Source organism: Clostridium chromiireducens, assembly GCF_003575225.1.
In the GTDB taxonomy this organism is placed as follows: domain Bacteria; phylum Bacillota; class Clostridia; order Clostridiales; family Clostridiaceae; genus Clostridium; species Clostridium chromiireducens.
In genome coordinates, this window is sequence record NZ_QXDJ01000002.1 from 160878 (window position 1) to 182686 (window position 21809).

Annotated in this window: 16 protein-coding genes and 4 tRNA genes; 16 read left to right on the plus strand and 4 right to left on the minus strand. The window is 31.4% G+C overall.

Annotation, left to right across the window (positions count from 1 at the left end; all coding sequences use genetic code 11):
* Positions 1-20: 20 nt before the first annotated feature.
* On the minus strand, positions 21-911 hold the full coding sequence (locus D2A34_RS06010; RefSeq protein WP_119366030.1) for an SDR family oxidoreductase: 891 nt from the start codon (positions 909-911) through the stop codon (positions 21-23).
* A gap of 165 nt (positions 912-1076) precedes the next feature.
* On the opposite strand from D2A34_RS06010, the gene D2A34_RS06015 reads away from it, so the two are divergent.
* The 4 genes from D2A34_RS06015 to D2A34_RS06030 all read left to right on the plus strand — a co-directional run bounded on the left by D2A34_RS06015 (position 1077) and on the right by D2A34_RS06030 (position 6484).
* On the plus strand, positions 1077-2516 hold the full coding sequence (locus tag D2A34_RS06015; protein WP_079441231.1) for an FAD-dependent oxidoreductase: 1440 nt from the start codon (positions 1077-1079) through the stop codon (positions 2514-2516).
* Positions 2517-2750: 234 nt separating this feature from the next.
* On the plus strand, positions 2751-3617 hold the full coding sequence (locus tag D2A34_RS06020) for a DUF4261 domain-containing protein (RefSeq protein WP_079441230.1): 867 nt from the start codon (positions 2751-2753) through the stop codon (positions 3615-3617).
* A 390-nt stretch (positions 3618-4007) separates the two neighbouring features.
* Complete coding sequence (locus D2A34_RS06025; RefSeq protein WP_119366031.1) at positions 4008-5240, plus strand: ammonium transporter; 1233 nt, start codon at positions 4008-4010, stop codon at positions 5238-5240.
* A 338-nt stretch (positions 5241-5578) separates the two neighbouring features.
* A complete protein-coding gene (locus D2A34_RS06030; RefSeq protein WP_119366032.1) occupies positions 5579-6484 on the plus strand; it encodes a metallophosphoesterase family protein in 906 nt (301 codons plus the stop codon).
* An 80-nt stretch (positions 6485-6564) separates the two neighbouring features.
* Here the strand turns inward: D2A34_RS06030 and D2A34_RS06035 are convergent, their stop codons facing one another.
* Positions 6565-7119, minus strand: a complete 555-nt coding sequence (locus D2A34_RS06035) for a TetR/AcrR family transcriptional regulator (protein ID WP_079441227.1) — start codon at positions 7117-7119, stop codon at positions 6565-6567.
* Between the two features lie 221 nt (positions 7120-7340).
* Between D2A34_RS06035 and D2A34_RS06040 the strand changes: the two genes are divergently transcribed.
* The gene (locus tag D2A34_RS06040) at positions 7341-8780 is read left to right on the plus strand and encodes an MDR family MFS transporter (RefSeq protein WP_119366033.1); all 1440 of its coding nucleotides are present in this window, start codon (positions 7341-7343) and stop codon (positions 8778-8780) included.
* 238 nt (positions 8781-9018) lie between these two features.
* On the opposite strand, the gene putP is transcribed toward D2A34_RS06040, so the two are convergent.
* A complete protein-coding gene (putP, locus tag D2A34_RS06045) occupies positions 9019-10494 on the minus strand; it encodes a sodium/proline symporter PutP (RefSeq protein WP_119366034.1) in 1476 nt (491 codons plus the stop codon).
* Between the two features lie 314 nt (positions 10495-10808).
* On the opposite strand from putP, the gene D2A34_RS06050 reads away from it, so the two are divergent.
* Entirely contained in the window at positions 10809-11057 is a 249-nt protein-coding gene (locus D2A34_RS06050) for an ABC transporter substrate-binding protein (RefSeq protein ID WP_242966174.1), read from the plus strand.
* A 121-nt stretch (positions 11058-11178) separates the two neighbouring features.
* On the opposite strand, the gene D2A34_RS06055 is transcribed toward D2A34_RS06050, so the two are convergent.
* Entirely contained in the window at positions 11179-12807 is a 1629-nt protein-coding gene (locus D2A34_RS06055) for a recombinase family protein (RefSeq protein WP_119366035.1), read from the minus strand.
* A gap of 483 nt (positions 12808-13290) precedes the next feature.
* Here D2A34_RS06055 and D2A34_RS26580 point away from each other — a divergent pair, with 483 nt between their 5' ends.
* The 10 genes from D2A34_RS26580 to D2A34_RS06100 all read left to right on the plus strand — a co-directional run bounded on the left by D2A34_RS26580 (position 13291) and on the right by D2A34_RS06100 (position 21588).
* Positions 13291-13452 (plus strand): hypothetical protein, encoded by a 162-nt coding sequence (locus tag D2A34_RS26580; RefSeq protein ID WP_182629318.1) that lies wholly within the window; start codon positions 13291-13293, stop codon positions 13450-13452.
* 442 nt (positions 13453-13894) lie between these two features.
* On the plus strand, positions 13895-14170 hold the full coding sequence (locus D2A34_RS06060; protein WP_119366036.1) for a nucleotidyltransferase family protein: 276 nt from the start codon (positions 13895-13897) through the stop codon (positions 14168-14170).
* Between the two features lie 151 nt (positions 14171-14321).
* Positions 14322-14822, plus strand: a complete 501-nt coding sequence (locus D2A34_RS06065; RefSeq protein ID WP_119366037.1) for a hypothetical protein — start codon at positions 14322-14324, stop codon at positions 14820-14822.
* Between the two features lie 192 nt (positions 14823-15014).
* Complete coding sequence (locus tag D2A34_RS06070; RefSeq protein ID WP_119366038.1) at positions 15015-16058, plus strand: galactose ABC transporter substrate-binding protein; 1044 nt, start codon at positions 15015-15017, stop codon at positions 16056-16058.
* Positions 16059-16269: 211 nt separating this feature from the next.
* Positions 16270-18303: a M13 family metallopeptidase gene (locus D2A34_RS06075; protein WP_119366039.1), complete on the plus strand. Its 2034-nt coding sequence runs from the start codon at positions 16270-16272 to the stop codon at positions 18301-18303.
* Positions 18304-18911: 608 nt separating this feature from the next.
* Positions 18912-20963 (plus strand): HD domain-containing phosphohydrolase, encoded by a 2052-nt coding sequence (locus tag D2A34_RS06080; protein ID WP_119366040.1) that lies wholly within the window; start codon positions 18912-18914, stop codon positions 20961-20963.
* A gap of 199 nt (positions 20964-21162) precedes the next feature.
* Positions 21163-21236 (plus strand) — tRNA-Gly (locus D2A34_RS06085).
* 37 nt (positions 21237-21273) lie between these two features.
* Positions 21274-21350 (plus strand) — tRNA-Arg (locus D2A34_RS06090).
* Between the two features lie 4 nt (positions 21351-21354).
* A tRNA-His gene (locus tag D2A34_RS06095) sits at positions 21355-21430 on the plus strand.
* Between the two features lie 82 nt (positions 21431-21512).
* Positions 21513-21588 (plus strand) — tRNA-Lys (locus tag D2A34_RS06100).
* Positions 21589-21809 lie beyond the last annotated feature (221 nt).

Genomic DNA, 21809 nt, shown 5'->3' on the forward strand with positions numbered 1-21809 from the left:
AATGATTACCTGTTTATTTTTTAGCTGCTTACCATAGTCCCGCCATTTACATGAAGCACTTGTCCAGTGACGTAGGATGAATCTTCTGAAGCTAAATAAACATATGCAGGAGCAAGCTCAAATGGCTGACCAGCTCTTTTCATAGGGACGTCAGATCCGAATTTGGCAACTTCCTCTGCGGAAAAGCTAGATACTATAAGAGGAGTCCAAATTGGGCCTGGAGCTACGGCATTAACCCTAATTCCTCTGTCGACTAAGGATTTGGATAAAGAACGGGTGAAGGTTACGATTGCTCCTTTAGTTGAAGAATAATCAATTAATGTCTTATGGCCTTCATAGGCAGTAACTGAGGCAGTATTTACAATGGTGCTGCCTCTTTTCATGTGAGGGAGTGCAGCTTGTGTGAGATAAAACATAGGAAATATATTAATTGAATATGTTGTTTTTAATTGACAATCAGATATTTTCTCGATACTATCCTGGGGAAATTGAACGCCGGCATTATTTATTAATATATCTATGCCGCCTAATTTATCGATTGTACACTCAACTAGTTTTGAGCAGAAGTTTTTATTGGATATGTCTCCAGGCATTAATAAACATTGTCCTCCGTACTTTTCAACATATCTCTTAGTCTTCATAGCATCTTGGTGCTCATATAAATAAGAAATAGCAACATCCGCCCCCTCTTTTGCAAAAGCAATCGCGGTGGCTCTTCCAATTCCGCTGTCACCACCTGTAATTAATGCAACTTTATTTCTTAATTTATCACTACCCTTATAATTAGGATTATCAAATATAGGGGGTGGGTCCATTAATTCCTCAATTCCAGGCTGCCGGTCTTGATGCCGGGGTGGAAATCTCTTTGGAAGTTTATCAAAGTCAATTTTATTTCTTAATTCTAAAGTCATTAAATTCTCCTTATATAATTTTAATGATACTATCCATGTTATGAATTTACGAAATTATCTGTGAAGGATCTATACCAAGTAAGGCTTCAAAATTCAGCTTTAGATTTTTTTATAAGTATGTGTAGATTATAAAAGAAATGGAATAATAATCTTGAGGTGAATTTTATGGAAAGTGTTTGGATTAATAATATTAATTTTAGAAGAAGAGAGTCTTTAAATAAGAATATAGAATGTGATGTTATTATTATAGGGGCAGGGATAGCAGGGCTATTAACAGGGTATATGTTAAATAAAAGCGGAAGAGATGTAGTAATTATTGAAGCTAGAAGTATCTGCAGCGGGATTACAAAGAACACAACAGCTAAGATAACTTCACAGCATGATATAATTTACAACAAGCTAATAAAGGAATTTGGAGAGGGAAAAGCAAGGCAATATGCTAAGGCAAATGAACTTGCAATTCAAAGGTATAGGGAAATAATTGATGAAGAAAAGATAGAGTGTAACTTTGAAGGAAAGGACGCTTATGTATATACATTGAATAAGATAGAAGAGTTAGAAGATGAGTATGAGGCTGTCAAAAAGTTAGGAATAGATGCAGAAATGTTAAGCGAAGTGAATCTTCCAATTGAGGTTAAAGCAGCGCTAAAGTTCAAAGATCAGGCTCAATTTAATCCATTAAAATTCTTAAAGCCTATATCTGAAAAATTGACTATTTATGAAAATACCACAGCAAAAGATATTAAAGATAATTTAGTAATTACTGAAAATGGGGAAATAAAAGCAAATCACATAGTAGTAACAACTCACTATCCATTTTTAAACACTCCAGGATATTATTTTATGAGAATGCATCAAGAAAGATCCTATGTTTTAGCATTAGAAAATGCTCAAGATGTAGGTGGGATGTATATAGGTAATAATCAAGGTACATATTCTTTTAGAAATTATGAGAATTTATTGTTATTTGGCGGAGTATCACAAAGAGCAGGTGAAAATGAAGAGGGGCTAGCATACGAAAAATTAAGGGAAGCAGCAAAAAAATATTACCCAAATTCAGTGGAAAGATATCACTGGTCAGCTCAGGATTGCATCACTTTAGATAATATTCCGTACATAGGACATTATTCAAGTAAAATGCCAAATGTTTATGTAGCAACAGGATTTAATAAATGGGGAATGACAAGTTCCATGGTATCAGCAATGATAATAAGCGATATGATTCTAGGAAATAAAAATGATTTTTCAGAAATCTTTTCACCAAAACGATTTGATCTGTCAGCATCAATGAAAAATGCAGCTAATGATATAGTAAAAACTGTGAAGAATTTTATTGCTCAAAGAATAAATATTCCAGAAGAACATTTAGGAAATATTGAAAATGGACATGGCGGAATAATAGAATATAAAGGTGAAAAGGTAGGAGTATACAAAGATAATGATGGCAAGGTGCATACTGTATATACAAAGTGCGCTCATCTAGGTTGTGAAGTTCACTGGAATGCTGATGAATTAACCTGGGATTGTCCTTGTCATGGATCAAGATATGACTATGAAGGAAAATGGATAGAAGGCCCTACAACTAAATGTCTCAATAAAATGTAAGGGTTAAACATATAACTTAAATTTAAGTTATATGCTGTTTATGTTCTAAAGAAAAATTTATATCTACCATATTATTAAATGTTGTGCTATAATTAATTCAATATTTAATAGACAAAGCTGTCTCAAAATTTTATGTTTTGAGGCGGCTTTTTTATATTAGCGGTGAAATAAATTTATTTCCTAAAATTTCAAATAAAAAATATATTACGAAGTAAAAAATAGGGGGAGTCATAAATGAAGAAATATACAGAAAAAAATAAAGAAAAATTAGTGAATGGTCCTGATGTCTTTGCAGAGACATATAGTGTAGAACTTTATATGAAAGAAAATCCAATTATATTTGAAAAGGAATTATTAGCAAATATAAATAAATATTGTAGTAATGTGGAACTTGTGGCAAAGCAAGATAACAATACTACATTTGCGTTTAATGATTATGTGTTAGAGTACAAAAATATAAGTGCTCCAGTTTCAATAATAATCAGTGTGATTTATGATAAACCAGATGAAGAAAAATTGAGAAATTCATTAGGTCAATCATTGAATTTTAATAATAAAGAAGCAATTGAGGAATGTAAATATAGAGTTTTAGTAACTGATGTAATGGCTATTGGCTTAGAGTATACAAAAAGAATAGAACTTTTTCAAAAAGCACTTTATGCTATTGTTGAATTAATGCCATGTGAGGGAATTCATTTTCATCTAACAGAGCAATTCATAAGCAGGGAGGATTACTTAGAAAATAATCCATCAAATGATGATTATGATCTTTTGCTAGGCATATTAAATGTAAGATTGTTTAAGGCTCAGGGAATGAAAGATGAGTATATCATGGATACATTAGGGCTATCAGCGGTAGGTTTGTGTGATTTACAATGTCATTTCAAAAACTTAGATCCTGATCAAATTTCAAATTTGCTATATTCTTACGGATACTATATTTTTGATAATCAGGATGCAGCTGATAATTTGAATACAGTAGAAGGAATTACTGAAGACAACATATGGAAATGCAGACATGAAGTTTCAATTGTAAAACCTGAACGTGTTGTGTTAGATATTAACCCTGGAAAAGGATTTTCAGGAGGGAATAGGGGATAATGTGTTGTGTTGATCATCAATATGACATGGTTATTTTCCTATAGCAGAACTATATTGAAATGCTCTTATTTCTTTAATGAGATAAGAGTGTTTTTATTTGCAGTTTATTTTTTTATAAATATAATGAAAAAGAATATTCATAAAAAGAAAAGTGTTAAAAATTTTTTTCGTTTTATATTGACATGTAAAAGGTAGCAAGGTAAACTTATAAAAGTAAAATAAAAATTGAATTAAATTTTAGAAAACAATGGCGTTTTCATTTCAAAAAGAAAGATATGTCTGATGATAGAGATACCTTTTTGAAGTGGAGACGTTTTTTTTATTAAACAATGATTTTAAAACATAATTAAAAGTTAACAATTTAATAATTATTCAAGGAGGAATAAAAAGATGGAAATGTTTAATGGTGCGGATATGGGATTTGTAATTATTTGCGCTGCATTAGTTATGCTAATGGTACCAGGTTTAGCTCTATTTTATGGAGGAATGGTAAGAAGTAAGAATGTTTTAAGTATTACAGTACATAGTTATGCAGCACTTATTGTTATATCTATACAATGGATTTTTATTGGCTATACTTTAGCGTTTGGGCCAGATATTAATGGTGTAATAGGTGGACTTGATTGGAGCTTTTTACGAAATGTAGGGATAGCTCCTAATGCAGATTATGCAGGTACAATTCCTCATTTAGAATTTGTAGTATTTCAATTAATGTTTGCTGCAATTACGGCAGCTGTTATTTCAGGTTCTGTTGCTGAACGTATGAACTTTCCAGCTTTTATAATATTGATTATTTTATGGAGTACACTTGTTTATTCACCTATAGCTCACTGGGTATGGGGAACTAATGGATGGTTAAAGAATTTAGGAGTGCTTGATTTTGCAGGTGGACATCCTGTTGAGATAAATTCAGGTATTTCAGGACTTGTTGCTGCAATCTTCGTTGGTAAAAGAAAAAAAGCAGTTCCAGAACCACACCATATACCTATGGCAATACTTGGAGGCGGACTTTTATGGTTCGGATGGTTTGGATTTAATGCAGGTAGCGCTCTTGCTGTAAATTATGTAGCGGTTAATGCATTTTTCACTACAAATACTTCAGCAGCTGCAGGAGCAGTAGCTTGGGTAGCTTGCGAATGGTTACTTTACAAAAAACCTACTGCTTTAGGAACAATCAGTGGAGCCATAGCAGGACTTGTTGCAATAACTCAAGGTGCAGGTTATGTAGCCCCTATTTCGGCTGTATTTATTGGATTAGTTGGGGGAGCGTTAAGTTTCTTTGCAATAGCAGTATTAAAGAGAAAGTTAGGATATGACGATGCTTTAGATGCATTTGGATGCCATGGTGTTGCAGGTATTTGGGGATCCATAGCTACAGCTATTTTTGCATCAAAAGCAATTAATCCAGCAGGTGCAGACGGGGCAATATACGGTAACTTTGCTCTTTTAAAGGCTCACTTAATATCAACTGGTGCGACAGCTTTATATGCTGCTGTTGCAACTTTAGTAATTCTTAAGGTTATGAGTCTCTTTATGAATTTAAGAGCTACTTCACAGCAAGAATCAGAAGGATTAGATCTCTCGCTGCATGGGGAAGAAGCTTATTCGGGATTAAATATGTAATAATGTTTATAAATTTAAGGGGCAAGCACAAGTGCTTGGCCCTTTATGTATAGATAATCAAACTAAACTTAGACTTATGTGATAACTCTTCGAAAGAAAAGGTATATTATATACTCCAAAGTATGATGTTGTTTATCCAAACTAAGTATGAGGCTACCGAAGAAATACCTATATTTCTGTATAAGTTATTTGGAAAAAAATGTAAGGTATCAGCAAGCCTTCTATATCCCTATGAAATAAACACGTATTCAATTTAGCCGAATATACATAAGTTAGAGAGTAGCAACAAGGCAGGTGTTTCATACAATATAATTGTTATAATTATAAGGAGTTTGTTTATGGAAGCTGGTCTTAAATTTGATGCAAATGGAAACTTTAAAATTGTTCAATTTACAGATTTACATGAAGGTCCAAACAGTGATAAGGGTATAGATCTTATGAACAAGATATTACAATATGAGAAGCCTAACCTTGTTGTTTTATCTGGAGATAGCATTGATGGTAAATGTCAGAGCGTAGGGGATATAAGTAAGGCAATCAGCCACATAGCAGAGCCGATGGAAGGAAGAAAAATTCCTTGGGCTATAATTTTTGGAAATCATGACGATGAACATAAAGTTATGTCTAAAGAGGAAATGATGAAATTATATATGGCTTTCGATTGTAATATTAGTGAAATAGGGTATAAGACTTTTGATAGAATTGGAAATTATAATTTTTTAATACAAGGTTCAAAAGAGAATATACCTAAATTCAATGTCTATATGCTGGATTCAGGAAAATATGCACCATCGTTTATAGGTGGATATGACTGGATAAAACTTACGCAAGCATGTTGGTATAAAAGAACCGCATCAAAATTAAAAAAGAAATACAAAAGTATAATACCAGCGATTATGTTTTTTCATATACCATTGAAGAAATTTAAAGAAGCATGGGAGACTGGATTAATAGACGGGGAAAGACATGAAGATGAATGCTGTGCTAAAACAAACTTGGGTTTCTTTAATAAGTTAGTTAAAACAGGTGATGTTAAGGGTGTATTTGTAGGTCACGATCATCTAAATAACTATTGTGCAGAATTAAAAGGAATTAAGCTTGGCTATGCGGGATATACCGGATATGGAGGTTATGGAGAGGATGATATTCCAAGAGGAGCAAGAGTTTTCCTGATTAATGAGTCAAATCCAGCAGATTTTAAAACATGGTTAAGAAGAGAAGGAGATAAAGAATTGAGATTGTGATTCACGTTGCTTCCTTTGGAAGATTCCACTGCAATAACCCATAACATAAATAACAACCCCTGAATATAAGGTTGGGGTTGTTATTTTATCACGCCATTAAACATAAAACGATATATAAGTTGCACGATTTTTTCTATGGGAGGATTATTCCCTTGTCCGTAACCATAATGAAAAACCCCTATCAGTGCGGATAATACATATTCGATTTTGTATTCAATTACAAAATCATCTTCCGTATTATAATTGGAAAAAAGTTGCTTTAGTAGAGGTCTAAAGACGTTCTTTAATTTACCTTGAAATGAGGGATCGCCATTGTCTCCCAATAGAACACCATAGTAATTACAGCGCTGCTGATATATTTTAGAAAATTGATTAAAATGCAGCATCAACTCATGTTCTGTCAAAATGGTTATTTTATGATGCGTGCTTAAATTTGGTAAAACTGAGTTTTCAAGCTGCTCTAAAATATCGTAAACATCCTTAAAATATTCATAGAATGTTCCTCTGTTATAGCCTGCCTTTGTTGTGATGTCTTTTACTGTGATTTTTTCGATTCGCTTTTCACAGTATATTTGCCAGAACGCATCTATTAAATTTTTTCTTGTTTGCATAGTAATCTCAGGTTGCTTGTTCATAGAAATTTCCTCCTTCGCTCCCGGAAAAACCGACAGATTATCCATGATTGTTGGTTGATGAAGAATCGCAAAATTATTACAATACAACTATACAACAAGTTGTTGGATAAATCAAAGATCTCTTTAAAGAACGAAATGCAGAGATGTGTAGAATGTAAGATGAATTTTGAATGATACTTATCAAAATCCTATAAGGTATTCTACAAGAAGGAGGCTATAATATGATAAAAATTAAAGAAAACAATTCAAAATCTCAGAAAGAAAAGCTTGACCCGGTACTGACTAAAGTATCATTAATATTGGTGTTTGGTTCTCTCGCGCCGTTATTGGATTCGACGATGGTCAATGTGGCCATAAAAACTTTAGCGAGTGATCTGAAAAGCACCGTTTCAATCATCCAGTGGGTCATCACGGGATATGTGCTGGCGATGGCTATGGCCGTACCGATTTCAGGATGGGCTATTAATCGTTTTGGTGGCAAGCGGCTGTATGAATTTTCTCTAATATTATTTCTTGCGGGTTCAATACTTTCGGCATTGTCATGGGATATAGGCTCCCTGATCGTGTTCCGGTTCCTGCAAGGAATTGGAGCAGGTTTATTAATGCCGACTATGACAACCATGCTTTTTCAGATATCCGGTGGCCGCAATATGGGACGTATGGCATCCATTACTAGTATACCCATGCTTTTGGCACCGATTCTTGGTCCAGTGCTGGGCGGGATTATTGTAAACAACTTAGGCTGGCGCTGGATTTTCTATATCAATATTCCGATAACTATTATCGCCTTATTGCTAGCTTTGTGGGGAATACCAAAGGACGGTCTCTTAGGCAAAAAACAGCCTCTTGATATTATCGGTATTCTGCTGTTATCTCCCGCATTTGCCTTACTCATTTACGGAATTGCTCAAATAGCATCTCAAGGTGGCCTAAATAGCAGTGCAGTGCTTGTTCCTGTAGTGATTGGATTGCTGCTAATGGCTATGTTTATTGTCTACACCTTACGTACGAAGATTTCTCCGGTGCTTGATTTGCATCTGTTTCGGTCACGCAATTTTTCTGCTTCGACAATTTTACTTTTCATGTCGGGCTTCATCACAAACAGTGGTCTGTTACTTTTGCCTCTATATTACCAACAGGTGCGCGGTGAAAGTGTTCTGCTTGCAGGCCTTTTGTTAATTCCACAGGGAATTGGTATGTTATTGACAAGAAGTCAGATGGGAAAGTTGACTGACAAAATAGGAGCGCGCCCAATAGTCTTGGTAAGCCTCGTAATCACTGCAATAGGTACATTGCCCTTCGCCTTCGCTAATTCCGAGACGAACCAAGTCCTGTTAGCTGTTGTTTTACTTATACGAGGAGCGGGTCTGGGTGGAGTGTTTATTCCAATCATGGTCTCTGCATATGTGGGACTAAGCAATGAGCAGATTCCTCACGCCAGTATTGCCACGAGGATATTACAGACAATCGGTAGTGCATTCGGGTCTGCGATGCTTGCAACCATCGTAGAGCATCAGCTGGCCAGCCAATCCATATTGGATATACAAAATGTTACAAGTGCATATAATGTTGCATTTTGGTGGTCCGTTGGTTTTACTTTGATCGCAATAATTCCAACGTTATTTTTAGCAAAGCATAAAAAATCAGAACATAAAATTTAAGAGCATTTAAAGGTGGGGAAAACTTGGTTGGATAAATATATCATAAATTAATAAAAATAAATAACGGATTGTAAAATCACATTATTTAAGAGATTGGAGTTGCGATTTTAAGCCATTTACAAAGGGGATTTTGATTAAATTTTTCTAAAACATACCAGAAAGAGAAGGGACTCTTTTTTCCAGCAACGGAGTAACAGAGTCCCTTCTCTTTCGGCTAACTATCTATAGAACCTTAACATTATTTCATATCCGTTAAGACTTTTTCCATTTCGCTGAATTGTTCATCGACAGAGCTATCTGGTTTTGCAGTTAATAAACTTACAGCAATAACTGATATAAGTGATAGGAAGAATCCTGGAATCATTTCATATAAGAAACCGGATAAGCCTGACGTAATCCATACTATAACAGTCAATCCGCCAACTACCATACCAGATAGTGCTCCCCACTTAGTCATTCTCTTCCAATAAAGACTTAATAAAAGAACTGGACCAAAAGATGAACCAAAACCTGCCCATGCTTGCCCTACGATATTAAGGATCGTTTTATTAGGCATATATGCAAGAACTGTTGCAAAGGCTGCAACTACTAATACTGCTAGTCTACCTATAAACATTTGTTGTTTTTCAGTAGCCTTTTTATTAAAGAATGCAAGGTAAAAGTCTTTTGTAATTGAACTTGAGCAAACTAAAAGCTGAGATGAAATTGTACTCATAATGGCAGCAAGCACTGCAGATAATATTATTCCTGTAATAAACGGATGGAATAATATATCTCCAAGTCTAAGGAAAACTGTTTCAGGATCGCTTAATGGAGTATTATGATCAGTAAAATATACAAGTCCTATAATACCACTTACTACTGCTCCTAAAAGACCTATAGCCATCCAGCCGATTCCTATTCTTCTAGCTGATCTTAATTCTTTTGCGGACTTAATTGCCATAAAACGCACGATAATGTGTGGTTGACCAAAATACCCAAGTCCCCAAGCTAAAAGACTAATAATACTAGCTATGCTAGTCCCTCTAAATAAATCGAACAATGCAGGATCAATGTTTTTTACTTTAGTTACAAATGTACCTGGATCAACGCCAATATTCATATATGCCACAACTGGAACAGTAACTAAACAGATAAACATTAAAGTTCCTTGGAAAAAGTCTGTTAAACTTACTGCTAAAAATCCACCAAAGTATGTATAAAGTACAACAACAGATAAAGTTACAACTATTCCCATTGTATAAGTTAATTTATACGTATCAACAAATAACTTTCCTCCAGCTACAAGACCTGAAGAAACATATAGAACAAAGAAAACAAGTATTACTATACCTGATACAAGTCTAAGTATATTAGATTTGTCTTTAAAACGATTTTCTAAATAATCTGGAATCGTCATAGAATCATTTGCAACTTCTGTATATACTCTAAATCTTGGAGCTAATAATAGGTAGTTAAGATAAGCACCTACTGTTAAGCCTATTCCAATCCAGAGATTACAGATTCCAGTTGCGTAAACAGCACCAGGAAGTCCCATAAGCATCCAGCCGCTCATATCACTGGCACCAGCTGAAAGTGCTGTAACAAGAGGTCCAAGCCCTCTTCCTCCTATCATATAATCTGATAAATTTGATGTTTTTCTATAAGAATAATATCCTATAATAAGTAAAATAAGTAAGTATACTGCAATTGCAGTAAGAGACCAAAATTTCATATTAGATTCTCCTTTCGATAATTTATGTTTATAATATTACTTTTTAATAAATAATGTATGAAAAATTCATTTTTTATAAAAACAACATGATTATATTAACATATTATTAGAAAATCGACAATTAAATTTAAAGAAATATCAGAGAAGTTGGTTGTTTTATATAAAATTTATATTGTGAAGTAATTTGATAATTAAACAATTAAAATAAAGTGGATGATCATATATATCTTCATTTACAAAGGCACTTATATTAGAACAATCTTATAGTAAATATCATACTATACATTATAAATACTATTAGGAGAGATTTACTCGTGAAAAACAAATTAAAAGTGTTAACTGCTTTATTGATTTCGGGTGTCACAGCTATATCAATGTTTGGTTGTAATAGTAACAGTAGCAGCAGTAGCTCTAAAACTGAAGAGACTAATAAGGTGACTACTGTACGTTTAAATGAAGTAACTCGTTCTGTTTTTTATGCTCCGATGTATGTTGCAATGAAGCAAGGGTTCTTTAAGGAAAATGGAATCGAAATTGATTTACAAACAGGACATGCTCCCTGAACTCACTTGCGAATATTTAGAGAATAGTGGCAGCAAGATTTTTATTTTTTAATCTTGGGCACATGAAAATAAATAACAAGTTCAAAGTTGCCAAGAAAGTTATTCATTTTATTAATGTGCCTTATTTGCTGCCAATAAAATTAATTTTTAAATTGTAAGTCACACCATCCCAAGTAATACTTTTCATTAATCCTCTAATTAATTCTTTTATTTCATTGTGAGTCAAGGCATCTATTATAGAAAATTTTTCAAGCAAGGATTTTATGAAGGACAGGCTTAATTCTTCAATAGTGATTTCTTCAATTTTATTATAAGATTCATTAAAATCTTTACTTAGTAGCTCTAGTTCATCTTTAAGTACTTTGATTTTAGGAATGATAATGTCCTTTAAGTCAGGGGCTAAAGAAAGTTGATTAAGGAGATTATCTATTTGATCTTTCTTTTGTTTAATAAGTATATTTAAGTTGTTTTCCAAGTTACCTTTAACAGCTTCTTTTTTAATCTGCCTATTTTTGTCTATAAGATCTTTTATAAAGGCTTCCTTATTTTTACCTAAATCCTTAATGGCATTTATGATAATAGGATCTATTTGATCTACCTTACCATTTGGATTTTCACATCTGCTTCCTTTAGAATCTTTTTTCAAAGTGCAGGCATAATAATATAATTTAGTTCCACTCTTTTTACTGACAGGACCATGCATTATTCTCATAGGTGAGCCGCATTTTTCACATTTTAATATTCCAGTTAATAAAGCATTATGGCTTCTTGCTGAAACTATAAATTTATCACTATTTCCAGCATATATCTTTTGAACTTTAAGCCAATTCTCTGAGTCTATTATTCCTTCATGTTTACTTACTGCAACTATCCAATCTGAGGTGTTTCTAAATTCTCGACTATGATTACCTTCCTTAGAATACAGAGTTTTAAGCTTATTATAAGTCAGAAGACCATGAATATTATCTGGTTCCCCACATAAAGTCATGCCTTGTGAGATAAGATAATCAAATATTTCTTCACTAGATTTAGCGTAAACAGGATTTGTTAATATTGATTTTAAAGTCGATTTTCTAAAATTAGATCCATTTCTAGTTTTATAATAATTTTCTAAAAGATAGGTTTCGAGGGCACTTAATGATTTTAATTCTAGATACTTACTATATATTAATTTAACTATTTCTAATTCCTCAGTATCTATGGACAATCTAGCCATTGAATGTTCAGTCATATTTTCATCATAATAAGTTACTGGAGTTGATTTATAACCAAGTGGGGGAGTTCCACCAAGCCATCTGCCTGACTTTGCAAGCTCAAGCATATTATCTCTTACACGTTCAGCTATAGTCTCACGCTCTAGCTGAGCAAATACTGAAGCTATGTATATCATCGCCCTTCCCATTGGTGAGCTGGTATCAAATTGTTCTCTAATACTCACAAAATCAATATCATATCTTTGAAGTGTTTCAAGAGTCGAAGAAAAGTCAGCTACATTTCTTGATATACGGTCTAATCTATAGCAGATTAGCATACTAAATTTCTTCAAAGCAGCATCATTCATAAGCCTTTGAAATTCAGGCCTGTTAGTATTGCCACCAGAGAAGCCCTCATCCTCATATACCCAAAATTCATAAGTTTCGTCATTTCTGTTTTGACTTAATAAGTAATCCTTACACATTTGTACTTGATTTTCAATACTTTCACCTTTGCCGGTGAATTTAGATTTTCTGCTATATATCGCAACGTTCATATTATCACTCCATTTTAGGATAAAAACTATAGTTATTTTTTAATCGCTCTTAAGTTTAAATTAGGATAAAAATAATTTTTTAGCTGTTCCTATTTAAAACTGTTTATGTAATATTTATATTTATCTTTTTGCCTATTATGAAGTGAAAGTAAAAACGTAATGTTATTGACTGCCAGTGTAATAATTGCTTAACATTCTATGGAACATGAAACGACTGTTTTCTATATGGAAGTGCCACATGTTGCAGAAGCAATTGTGGATAAGATTGTAAAAAATCAAATATCTTGTAGAAAACTTTGAGAAAAATAATCGTTTGACTTTAGTATAAATGAAAGTCTGCGTACACAAAATCGAAAAGCAGATATATAATTTCGGTTAGTTGATTGCATAAATTTAATAGACTTAATGATTTAAGTGGAAATTAATTTTAATTCGGAAATTTTCATAGTATTAACTAAGAGCAAGACTTAAGGGGACGTAGTTTTGAAGATAAATGTTCATATTAGCTATCCAGATAATATGGAGGAACTACAAAAAAAGGCATCTGATTTATTGTCTTCAATACTTATAAAGAAACTTGAATCTAAAGAAGTTGAAGAATTAGTTAAGTTGCTTAAAGAGAATTTTAATAAAATTACTTGGTAAAAAATAACTTTTGATTAAAGTTTGTGAGGCATGTGGAAAGAAACGGAAATACAAAAGAAGTATGAGATTTGGGGCTATCGCACAAAAAGTAAAAACTACGATATAGTGTATTAATTTTTCAAATTTTAACACACATATTTAGGTTATATTTCTTAGTGCGACAGCTCCTTTAATTAAAAAAGATAGTGGTATAAAAACATTATTAATAATTAAAATATAAGTAAATTGAAAAGGATAGAGAGGTGGCGTTGTTGCTAAACTTTAAAACCAGCACTCAAAGTAAAGAAAAACAAGAATATTAGATATGTATTTTCATATCTAATAGATCCTCGAAAATAAAGAGTCCACTTGCTTATTTCTAATTAATTTACAATAATATGCGTAGAATAATAATTTGATTTTGGCTATAATATAGTTAATATTGTATTGAAGGGGAAATTTTATGTTTAATCAAGATAAAATGGATAGTTCAAAAGATAAAACTCTTATCCTAAGTATTGTTGATAGCCAAGGTTTTAAAGACTTGTTTATAAATAGAGGTATAACTAATGTTATTATTTTTGGTAGTTTAGCAAATGGAGATTTAACATCAGAATCTGACGTGGACATCGCAATTATTTCAGGAGTGCCTATATCCTTTAATGATGAATTAATATTAACTCAAAAATTAGAAGAGCTCTTAGACAGAGATATAGATTTGATTGATATAAATGATTAAAATATAAATAATCTTATAAAGATTAGTGCATTAAATAGTAAGTTTATTGTTTTGAAAGATAATCTTTTAGATGAGGCTATACTATTCTACGATAATTTATATAAAGAGAATGAAGAGTTTTGGAGAATATTAGATAGAGAGGTGCTTGGAATTGAATAAAGAACGTTTGAAAAAATTATTATATGATTTAGATACAACTACAAAAGATCTAAATAAATCATTAGAACTCGTTAAAAAGTATAGTGATAATGTAGAGTTGAAATCCGAATTCTCAAATAGTTTAAAGTATAAATATCTAAGTTTATTCATAATATATGAAGATTTTATATCAATGCTTTTAAAAGAATACAATTTGTATGAAATAGGAATGAGCATTGATAAAGCAATAAAAAAACTAAATTATGCAGGATATTTAACCAATAAATATAGTGATTTTCTTCATTCAGCAAGGTTAATTAGGAATAAAATTGGACATAGGTACAAGCAACTTTCAGTGGAATCTATAATTAAATTTTTAGAAGATAATAAAGAAATTTTTGGGGAAATACATGAACTAATAAAGAGTTATCTAAATGTAACTACTTATGAGATTAAAAAAAATAAAAATGTGCTATGTGAAAATAGAGAAGAAAATATTAATAAAATAGCCTAAAGTAAGATATATTTAAATTTTACTTTAGGCTTTATTGTATTTAGAATACCACCGGTTACGGGTGGACCTGGATATTATATTATTATCCATATAATCCTCCATTACATTAAGTTTAGTGACGAATAAATTTTATGAATATAGAGAGTCTATAAATATACAATTTAATGAAAACACAATGTATGGAGGATTTAAATGAATATATTTAAAAGGCTTCAATCAATTATTATAGTTATCTTATTTTTTCTTAATATAAGCCAATTTAATGCTTATGCCATGCAAAACTCTGCTAATGCAGCACCTCTTAAAGTGGCTGTATTTATTAGTAGTTTTGATGATCTATTTTTGTATGAGATTAAAAAAAGTTTAGAAGATATTCAGGTTGAAAATAATAATAAGGTTCAGTTTACTTTTTTTGATGGTAAAGCTAATCAAGGTGTCCAAAATGATAGCATGGAAAAAGCACTTAGTGAAGACTTTGACCTTTTTGTATTGCGTCCCGTTAGTAAGAATATAAGTAGTCTTCAAAGTATTTTCACTAAAATGCAACAAAAAAATATTCCACTAATTCTTTTACATGATAAAACTCCGTCAATATTAAGTTTCCTTAGGTCTTACCCAAAATCTTTTATTATAGATACAGATATTGTTCAATCTGGAATTCTAGAAGGACAAATCATTGTTGATGCTTGGAATACCAATAAAGAGACCTTTGATAAAAATAAAGATAATACGATTCAATATATTATGCTTAAAGGTCCGTCTGATAGTAATATAACGGATATAAGAACCAAATATTCAATTCAGGCAATTAATCAGGCCGGAATAAGAACTCAGGAACTTGCATCGACTACCTGCGATTTTCTAGAAGATTGTGCGAGAAATGCTATAGAATCAATATTTTTAACTTATGGGAATAAAGTTGAAGCAATAATTTCCAATAATGACGCTATGGCAATAGGTGCTATCAAGGGACTTCAGAAATATGGATATAACAAAGGAGATACATCTAAATATATTCCAGTTGTCGGAATTGATGCTTTGCCAGAAGCTAAAGAGTTAATTAATCAAGATGCTATGACAGGTACCGTTGCTCAATATCCACGTGAACATGCAGATGCAATTTACTCTATAGGAATGAATTTAGTTTCTGGCGCACCTCCTCTTAGAGGTACAAATTATAAAGTTGATGAAACAGGCATTGCAATAGAGCTGCCTTATTATGAATATATTAAATAAATATAAACGAACTGCTCTATAGTTAAAAGTACCCTATAAAATAGAAATTTATATTATAAAAGCTTGCAAGTAATTTTGGTAAAGTATTTGCAGGCCTTATTTTATAGTAAAATTTAAGTTTAAATTAAGCTTACTCCAATTGTATAAATATAAATTAGTTGTATACTAAAGTAATATATTGGAAGAATACTATAAAATGGAGATGGTTATCGTGGTAAAAAATAGAGTGAAAGCTATCATAGCATGCGCACTAATTTGTTCTTTATTTTTAGGTCAGGGAACATATGCTATAGCAGCAGAACAAACAAATTCAAATGAGGTAACAGCATCAAGTTCTTTAAGGTTACAGGATGACTTTTATGCTGCAATAAATAAGCAATGGTTAAGTACTGCAAAAATAGAGACAGGAAAGTCATCAAATTCAACCTTTATGGAAACTGAGAAAGCTTTGACAGAACAAAAGAAACAAATAATTAATGACCTTTTAGCAAATGAAAAGAATTATTCTGAAAATAGTGATGAGAAGAAGATAATTAATTTATATAAGAATGCTTTAAATATGGATGCTAGAAATAAAGATGGAATAGAGCCAATCAAAAAAATGATTAACGAAATAAATAGTATTAAATCAATCAAAGATATTTCAAATTTAAGTTATGAATCTGAAATTGGAAATACTTTATTACAGCTTGGGTGTGATACTGATTTAAAAGAAGTAACAAAGCGTGCTCTTTACGTTGCTCCAACATATCTTAGTCTGGGCAATTCAGATGAATATCTAAAGCCGACTGAAAACAGCACTAGAATAAAAGGTCTAGTAGAGAATTATTACATTAAGATCTTAACTTTGAGCGGCTATACAGAGGAACAAGCAAAAGAAAAAGTTGATAATACATTTAAGCTTGAAGGAATGGTAGCACAAGCAATAACAGGAAGAGAGGAAAATTCAAAAAACGATAATGCTATAGATGAAAAATATAATGTTTATACTATTGATCAGCTTGATGCATTAGCACCTAATCTAAATATAAAAACTATTTTTAAGAACAATAAAGTAGATAATGCTAAGAAAATAATATTAACTGAGCCAAGATGGTTAAAAGCTTTAAATGAGATGTATACTGAAAAAAATCTTCCAATGATAAAAGATTATCTAGAAATTATCAATATTTGTAGTGCGGCGCCATATTTAGGTGAGGCATTTGAAAAGCCAGCAACAGAATTTCTAAATTCTATTTCAGGATCACAAGGTGAAATACCTAGGGAAGAAAAAGCTATTAATTCGGTCAATTCTTTACTCGGAGAACCTTTTGGAAGATTATATGTTAAAAAATATGTTTCTGAAAAAGTTAAAAATGATGTTACAGATATGACTAAGGAGATTATATCTACTTATAAGGATAGAATTAATAAATTAGACTGGATGAGTGGGGAAACAAAGAAAAAAGCAATTGAGAAATTAGATAAATTAAGTATTCAAATCGCATATCCAGATAAGTGGGAAGATTATTCAAAATTACAAATTAGATCGTATGAAGAGGGTGGGTCTCTTTGGGAGAACATTGAGAATTTGGTTAAGTTTGAACGTGAAAAAGCAATAAGAGAGTTGAATGAACCAGTAGATAAAACAAAATTTGTACTTCCTCCACAAACAGTTAATGCTTGCTATAACCCAACAACAAATACTATAACAGTTCCAGCAGGAATCCTTCAAAATGCATTCTATGACGTTAATGCAAGCAAAGAAAAGAATTTAGGTTCTATCGGTGCTATTTTAGGTCATGAAATCAGCCATGCATTTGATAATACTGGAGCTAAATTTGATGCAGATGGTAATTTAAATAATTGGTGGACACAAGAAGATTATAGTAAATTCGAAGAAAGGGTTAAAAAAGTAAGAGCATTTTATAATCAAGTAAAATTAGATGATGGTAAAAATGTTAATGGAGATCTTACAGTAGGAGAAAACATTGCAGATATTGGAGGAATGGCTTGTGTATTAGATATCTTAAGTAAAATGCAAAAACCAGATTATAAAGCTTTTTTTGAAGGTAATGCTGCTATGTGGCGCGAGATAGAGACAAAGGAAGAAGAAGATTCTAGTCTTCAATATAATGCGCATGCACCTAATAAAGTAAGAAATAATATAACAATAACCCAATTTGATAAATTCTATGAAACTTATGGAATCAAGCAAGGGGATAAAATGTATATTAAGCCAGAAGATAGAGTACAGATTTGGTAATAAGAATAAAACTTATATAATTCATAAACAATGTTATTATTTTTTGTAGTTTAGCAAATGGGGATTTTACACCAGAATCTGATTAGATGAGACTATAATCTTTTACAATAATTTATATAAAGATAATGCGGAGTTTTTGAGGATATTAGCTATAAATATGATTGGAATAGGGAACATTTTAAAAAATTATTAATATGGCCTATAGTAAGGGAATCTTAAATCCTGCTTTAGGCTATTTTTATTGATAATAAGATCAATAAATTAAAATACCATAAGTTTAGGTCGAATTATGTAGAAGGATTCAATAAGCTAAGCATTTCAGGGAATTCAGTTAGATATGGAATTAAAAATAATGTCATATTTTCAAATAAATATATTGTAAGTTATTGAATTTATTATTGTTTGATGATAAGATTATACATATATCAATAAAATTCCAATTAATAAGAAAAAATACCAATTGAAAGGGAAAGTAAATGTTGTTTTGTGCTGAAAAATAAAATATTTTGAAATGAATTACAATGGGTGAATTTTAAATTAATTATTTTATAATGTGCATAATTTTAATTGATATTTTTATATACGTATATGGTATTAGGGGGAACATTATGAGTATCAAATATAAAATGTTTTTGGTGGCTATTTTAACTAGTATTTCAGTAATAGGGGTAACTATTATTGTGTTTTATTTTTCTTATTTTGGTTATATAGATAACGATAATGAACAACGCATTAAAAGAAATTTTGAGACTATAGAATATATGTTTAAAAATGAAGAAAATACCTTACAAAGAATTCTTGTAGACTTAGGTGAATGGGATGATACTTATAAGTTTGTAAGTGAACCAAGTCAGGAATATATTGATTCGAATTTAACTGATTCTACATTAAAAAATTTTAATTTAAAAAATATAATTTACTTAGATAATCACGGGAAAATGGTTTATTCTAAGGAATATAATATAGAAAAGGGAAGCAGTGAAGAGTTTGTAAAAAGACTTTTATTAAATAGTAAGAACTTTGATAAAACAGATAGTCAAAAGACAGGTTTATTGTGTTTGAAAGGAAAAATTTATATTATTGGAATATTGCCTGTAACATCAACCAATAAACAATTAGAGAGTAACGGAACAATAATAATGGTTCGTGAAATTGATGAAACTTTATTAGAATATATAAAAAATGTTACTAGTGAAGATTTGACAATTACTGAAGCTCATCAGGAAAATTATAAATATAAAGAGACTATGAACTATATAAATTTCGATGATAATGTTATCTCATACAATACAAAAACTCTCGAAGCTAATAAAACAATAAAAGATATTAATAATGAAAACTCAATATCTATTTCTATAAAAAGTAAAAGTCATAGTGAGGAACATATAAATTATTTCTTAAGAAATTTTATTTTTAAAATGTTGTGTTTAATTAGTATAATTATAGCAATTGATATTGTAATCGTTAATAAATATATATTAAAAAGACTTTCAAAATTGACTAGTTTTATGGAAGAGGTTGGTATAACTAAAGATACTACATTATCTATTAATATTGAAGGGAAAGATGAAATAAATAAGCTGGCCAATACAACTAATAAAATGCTTTCTGCAATTAATTCAGCAAATGAAGAAATAGTATTTCTAAATTATACAGATATACTTACAGGTTTAAAAAATAGAGCGTATATGGAAAAGATATTTAGGGTCATGGATGATGCGAAAGATATTAATTATCACATTATAATGGGAGATATTAATGGTTTAAAGTTAACAAATGATGCATTTGGTTATTTAGAAGGAGATAGACTGCTATATCTTGTAAGTAAAATACTCAAAGAAAGCTCGGAAACTGATGATATAATTTCAAGGTGGGGTGGAGATGCGTTTATAATATTAGTAAGAAATAAAACTAGGGACTACACCATGAAATTAATGGAGACAATAAAAGATAGGTGTGAAAATGAAACAGAATTTCATTTTAAGATAAGTATAGCATTAGGAAGTGCAGGATCATATGAGGAAGCTTCAAATGCAGAATCAGTAATGGGACTCGCAGAAAAGAGAATGTATAGGAATAAACTTTTGGAAGATAGGAGTATCAGAAGTTCTACTATATGTTCACTTCTAAGAACTCTACATGAAAAACATAGTGAAACAAAAGAACATACCATGAGAATTAAAGACTTAAGTGTAAAACTCGGAAAACGGATTGGATTGTCGAAAGAAAAGCTGGATGAATTGGAGATTTTATCAACATTACACGATATAGGTAAGATTGGCATACCGGAACATATTCTTCTGAAGCCTTCAAAACTAACTGATGAAGAATGGTGTATCATGAAAACGCACTCTGAAATAGGGTATAGAATTGCATCTTCAACTCCAGAATTAGCTCATATTGCAAACTATATATTGGCGCATCATGAAAGATATGACGGGACAGGCTATCCTAATAAGCTGAAGGGAGAAGAAATACCATTACTATCAAGAATAATTAGTATAGCTGATTCTTATGACGTAATGACTCATAAAAGAGTTTATAAGCAGGCATTTGAAAAAGAGTATGTGGTTGAAGAGCTCAAAAGATGTTCTGGAACACAATTTGATCCGATTCTTGTAAAAGAATTTATTGCCTTAATAGAAGACAAATTGATTTAAAGATGGCTTTTATCTATTTTATAGTAGGATATTTGAAATTATAAAGTTTCAAATATCCTATTTTTCAGATCTTAACCAGTACAGGGATACGGTATAGATAGCAGATTAACATTAACTTCAGTGATTTATTTGTAGAAATTTAAACTTTTATGTTGACAACTTATGATATGTGACATATAATAAACAAGCAGCACAGATTGCGGGTATCGTATATCGGTAATACTCCAGCCTTCCAAGCTGGAAAGGTGGGTTCGATTCCCACTACCCGCTCCATACAGATTTAAAGAGTCTGTAACATAATAAATAATATGCGTTTTTAGCTCAGCTGGATAGAGCAACGCCCTTCTAAGGCGTGGGCCAGGGGTTCGAATCCCTTAAAACGCACCATATGGTGTACGTAGTTCAGTTGGTAGAGCGCCAGTTTGTGGCACTGGTTGTCGTGGGTTCGAGTCCCATCGTTCACCCCATTAAAGATATGGCAAATCGGTAAGATATTTACTTAACTCGATTATTTGTAAAATAGAATCATGCTGTCATAATTATTATTTTGGTTCACTAGCTCAGTCGGTAGAGCACATGACTTTTAATCATGGTGTCCCGGGTTCGATTCCCGGGTGAGCCACCAAATTATTTAGATAAAGTAGGAAAATGTAATTAAATATACATTTCCTACTTTATTTTTTGTTATATTTATTTTTGCAGTATCGAATAAAAAAATAAATATAACACAGTCATATGTTAAGATGAAAATCTAAGAAATAGATAGACAATACTTATCTGATTATATTCGATATATTGTAAGTTGTGTTATAATGTTCATAAAAAACGTAAAGATGTATGTGACTC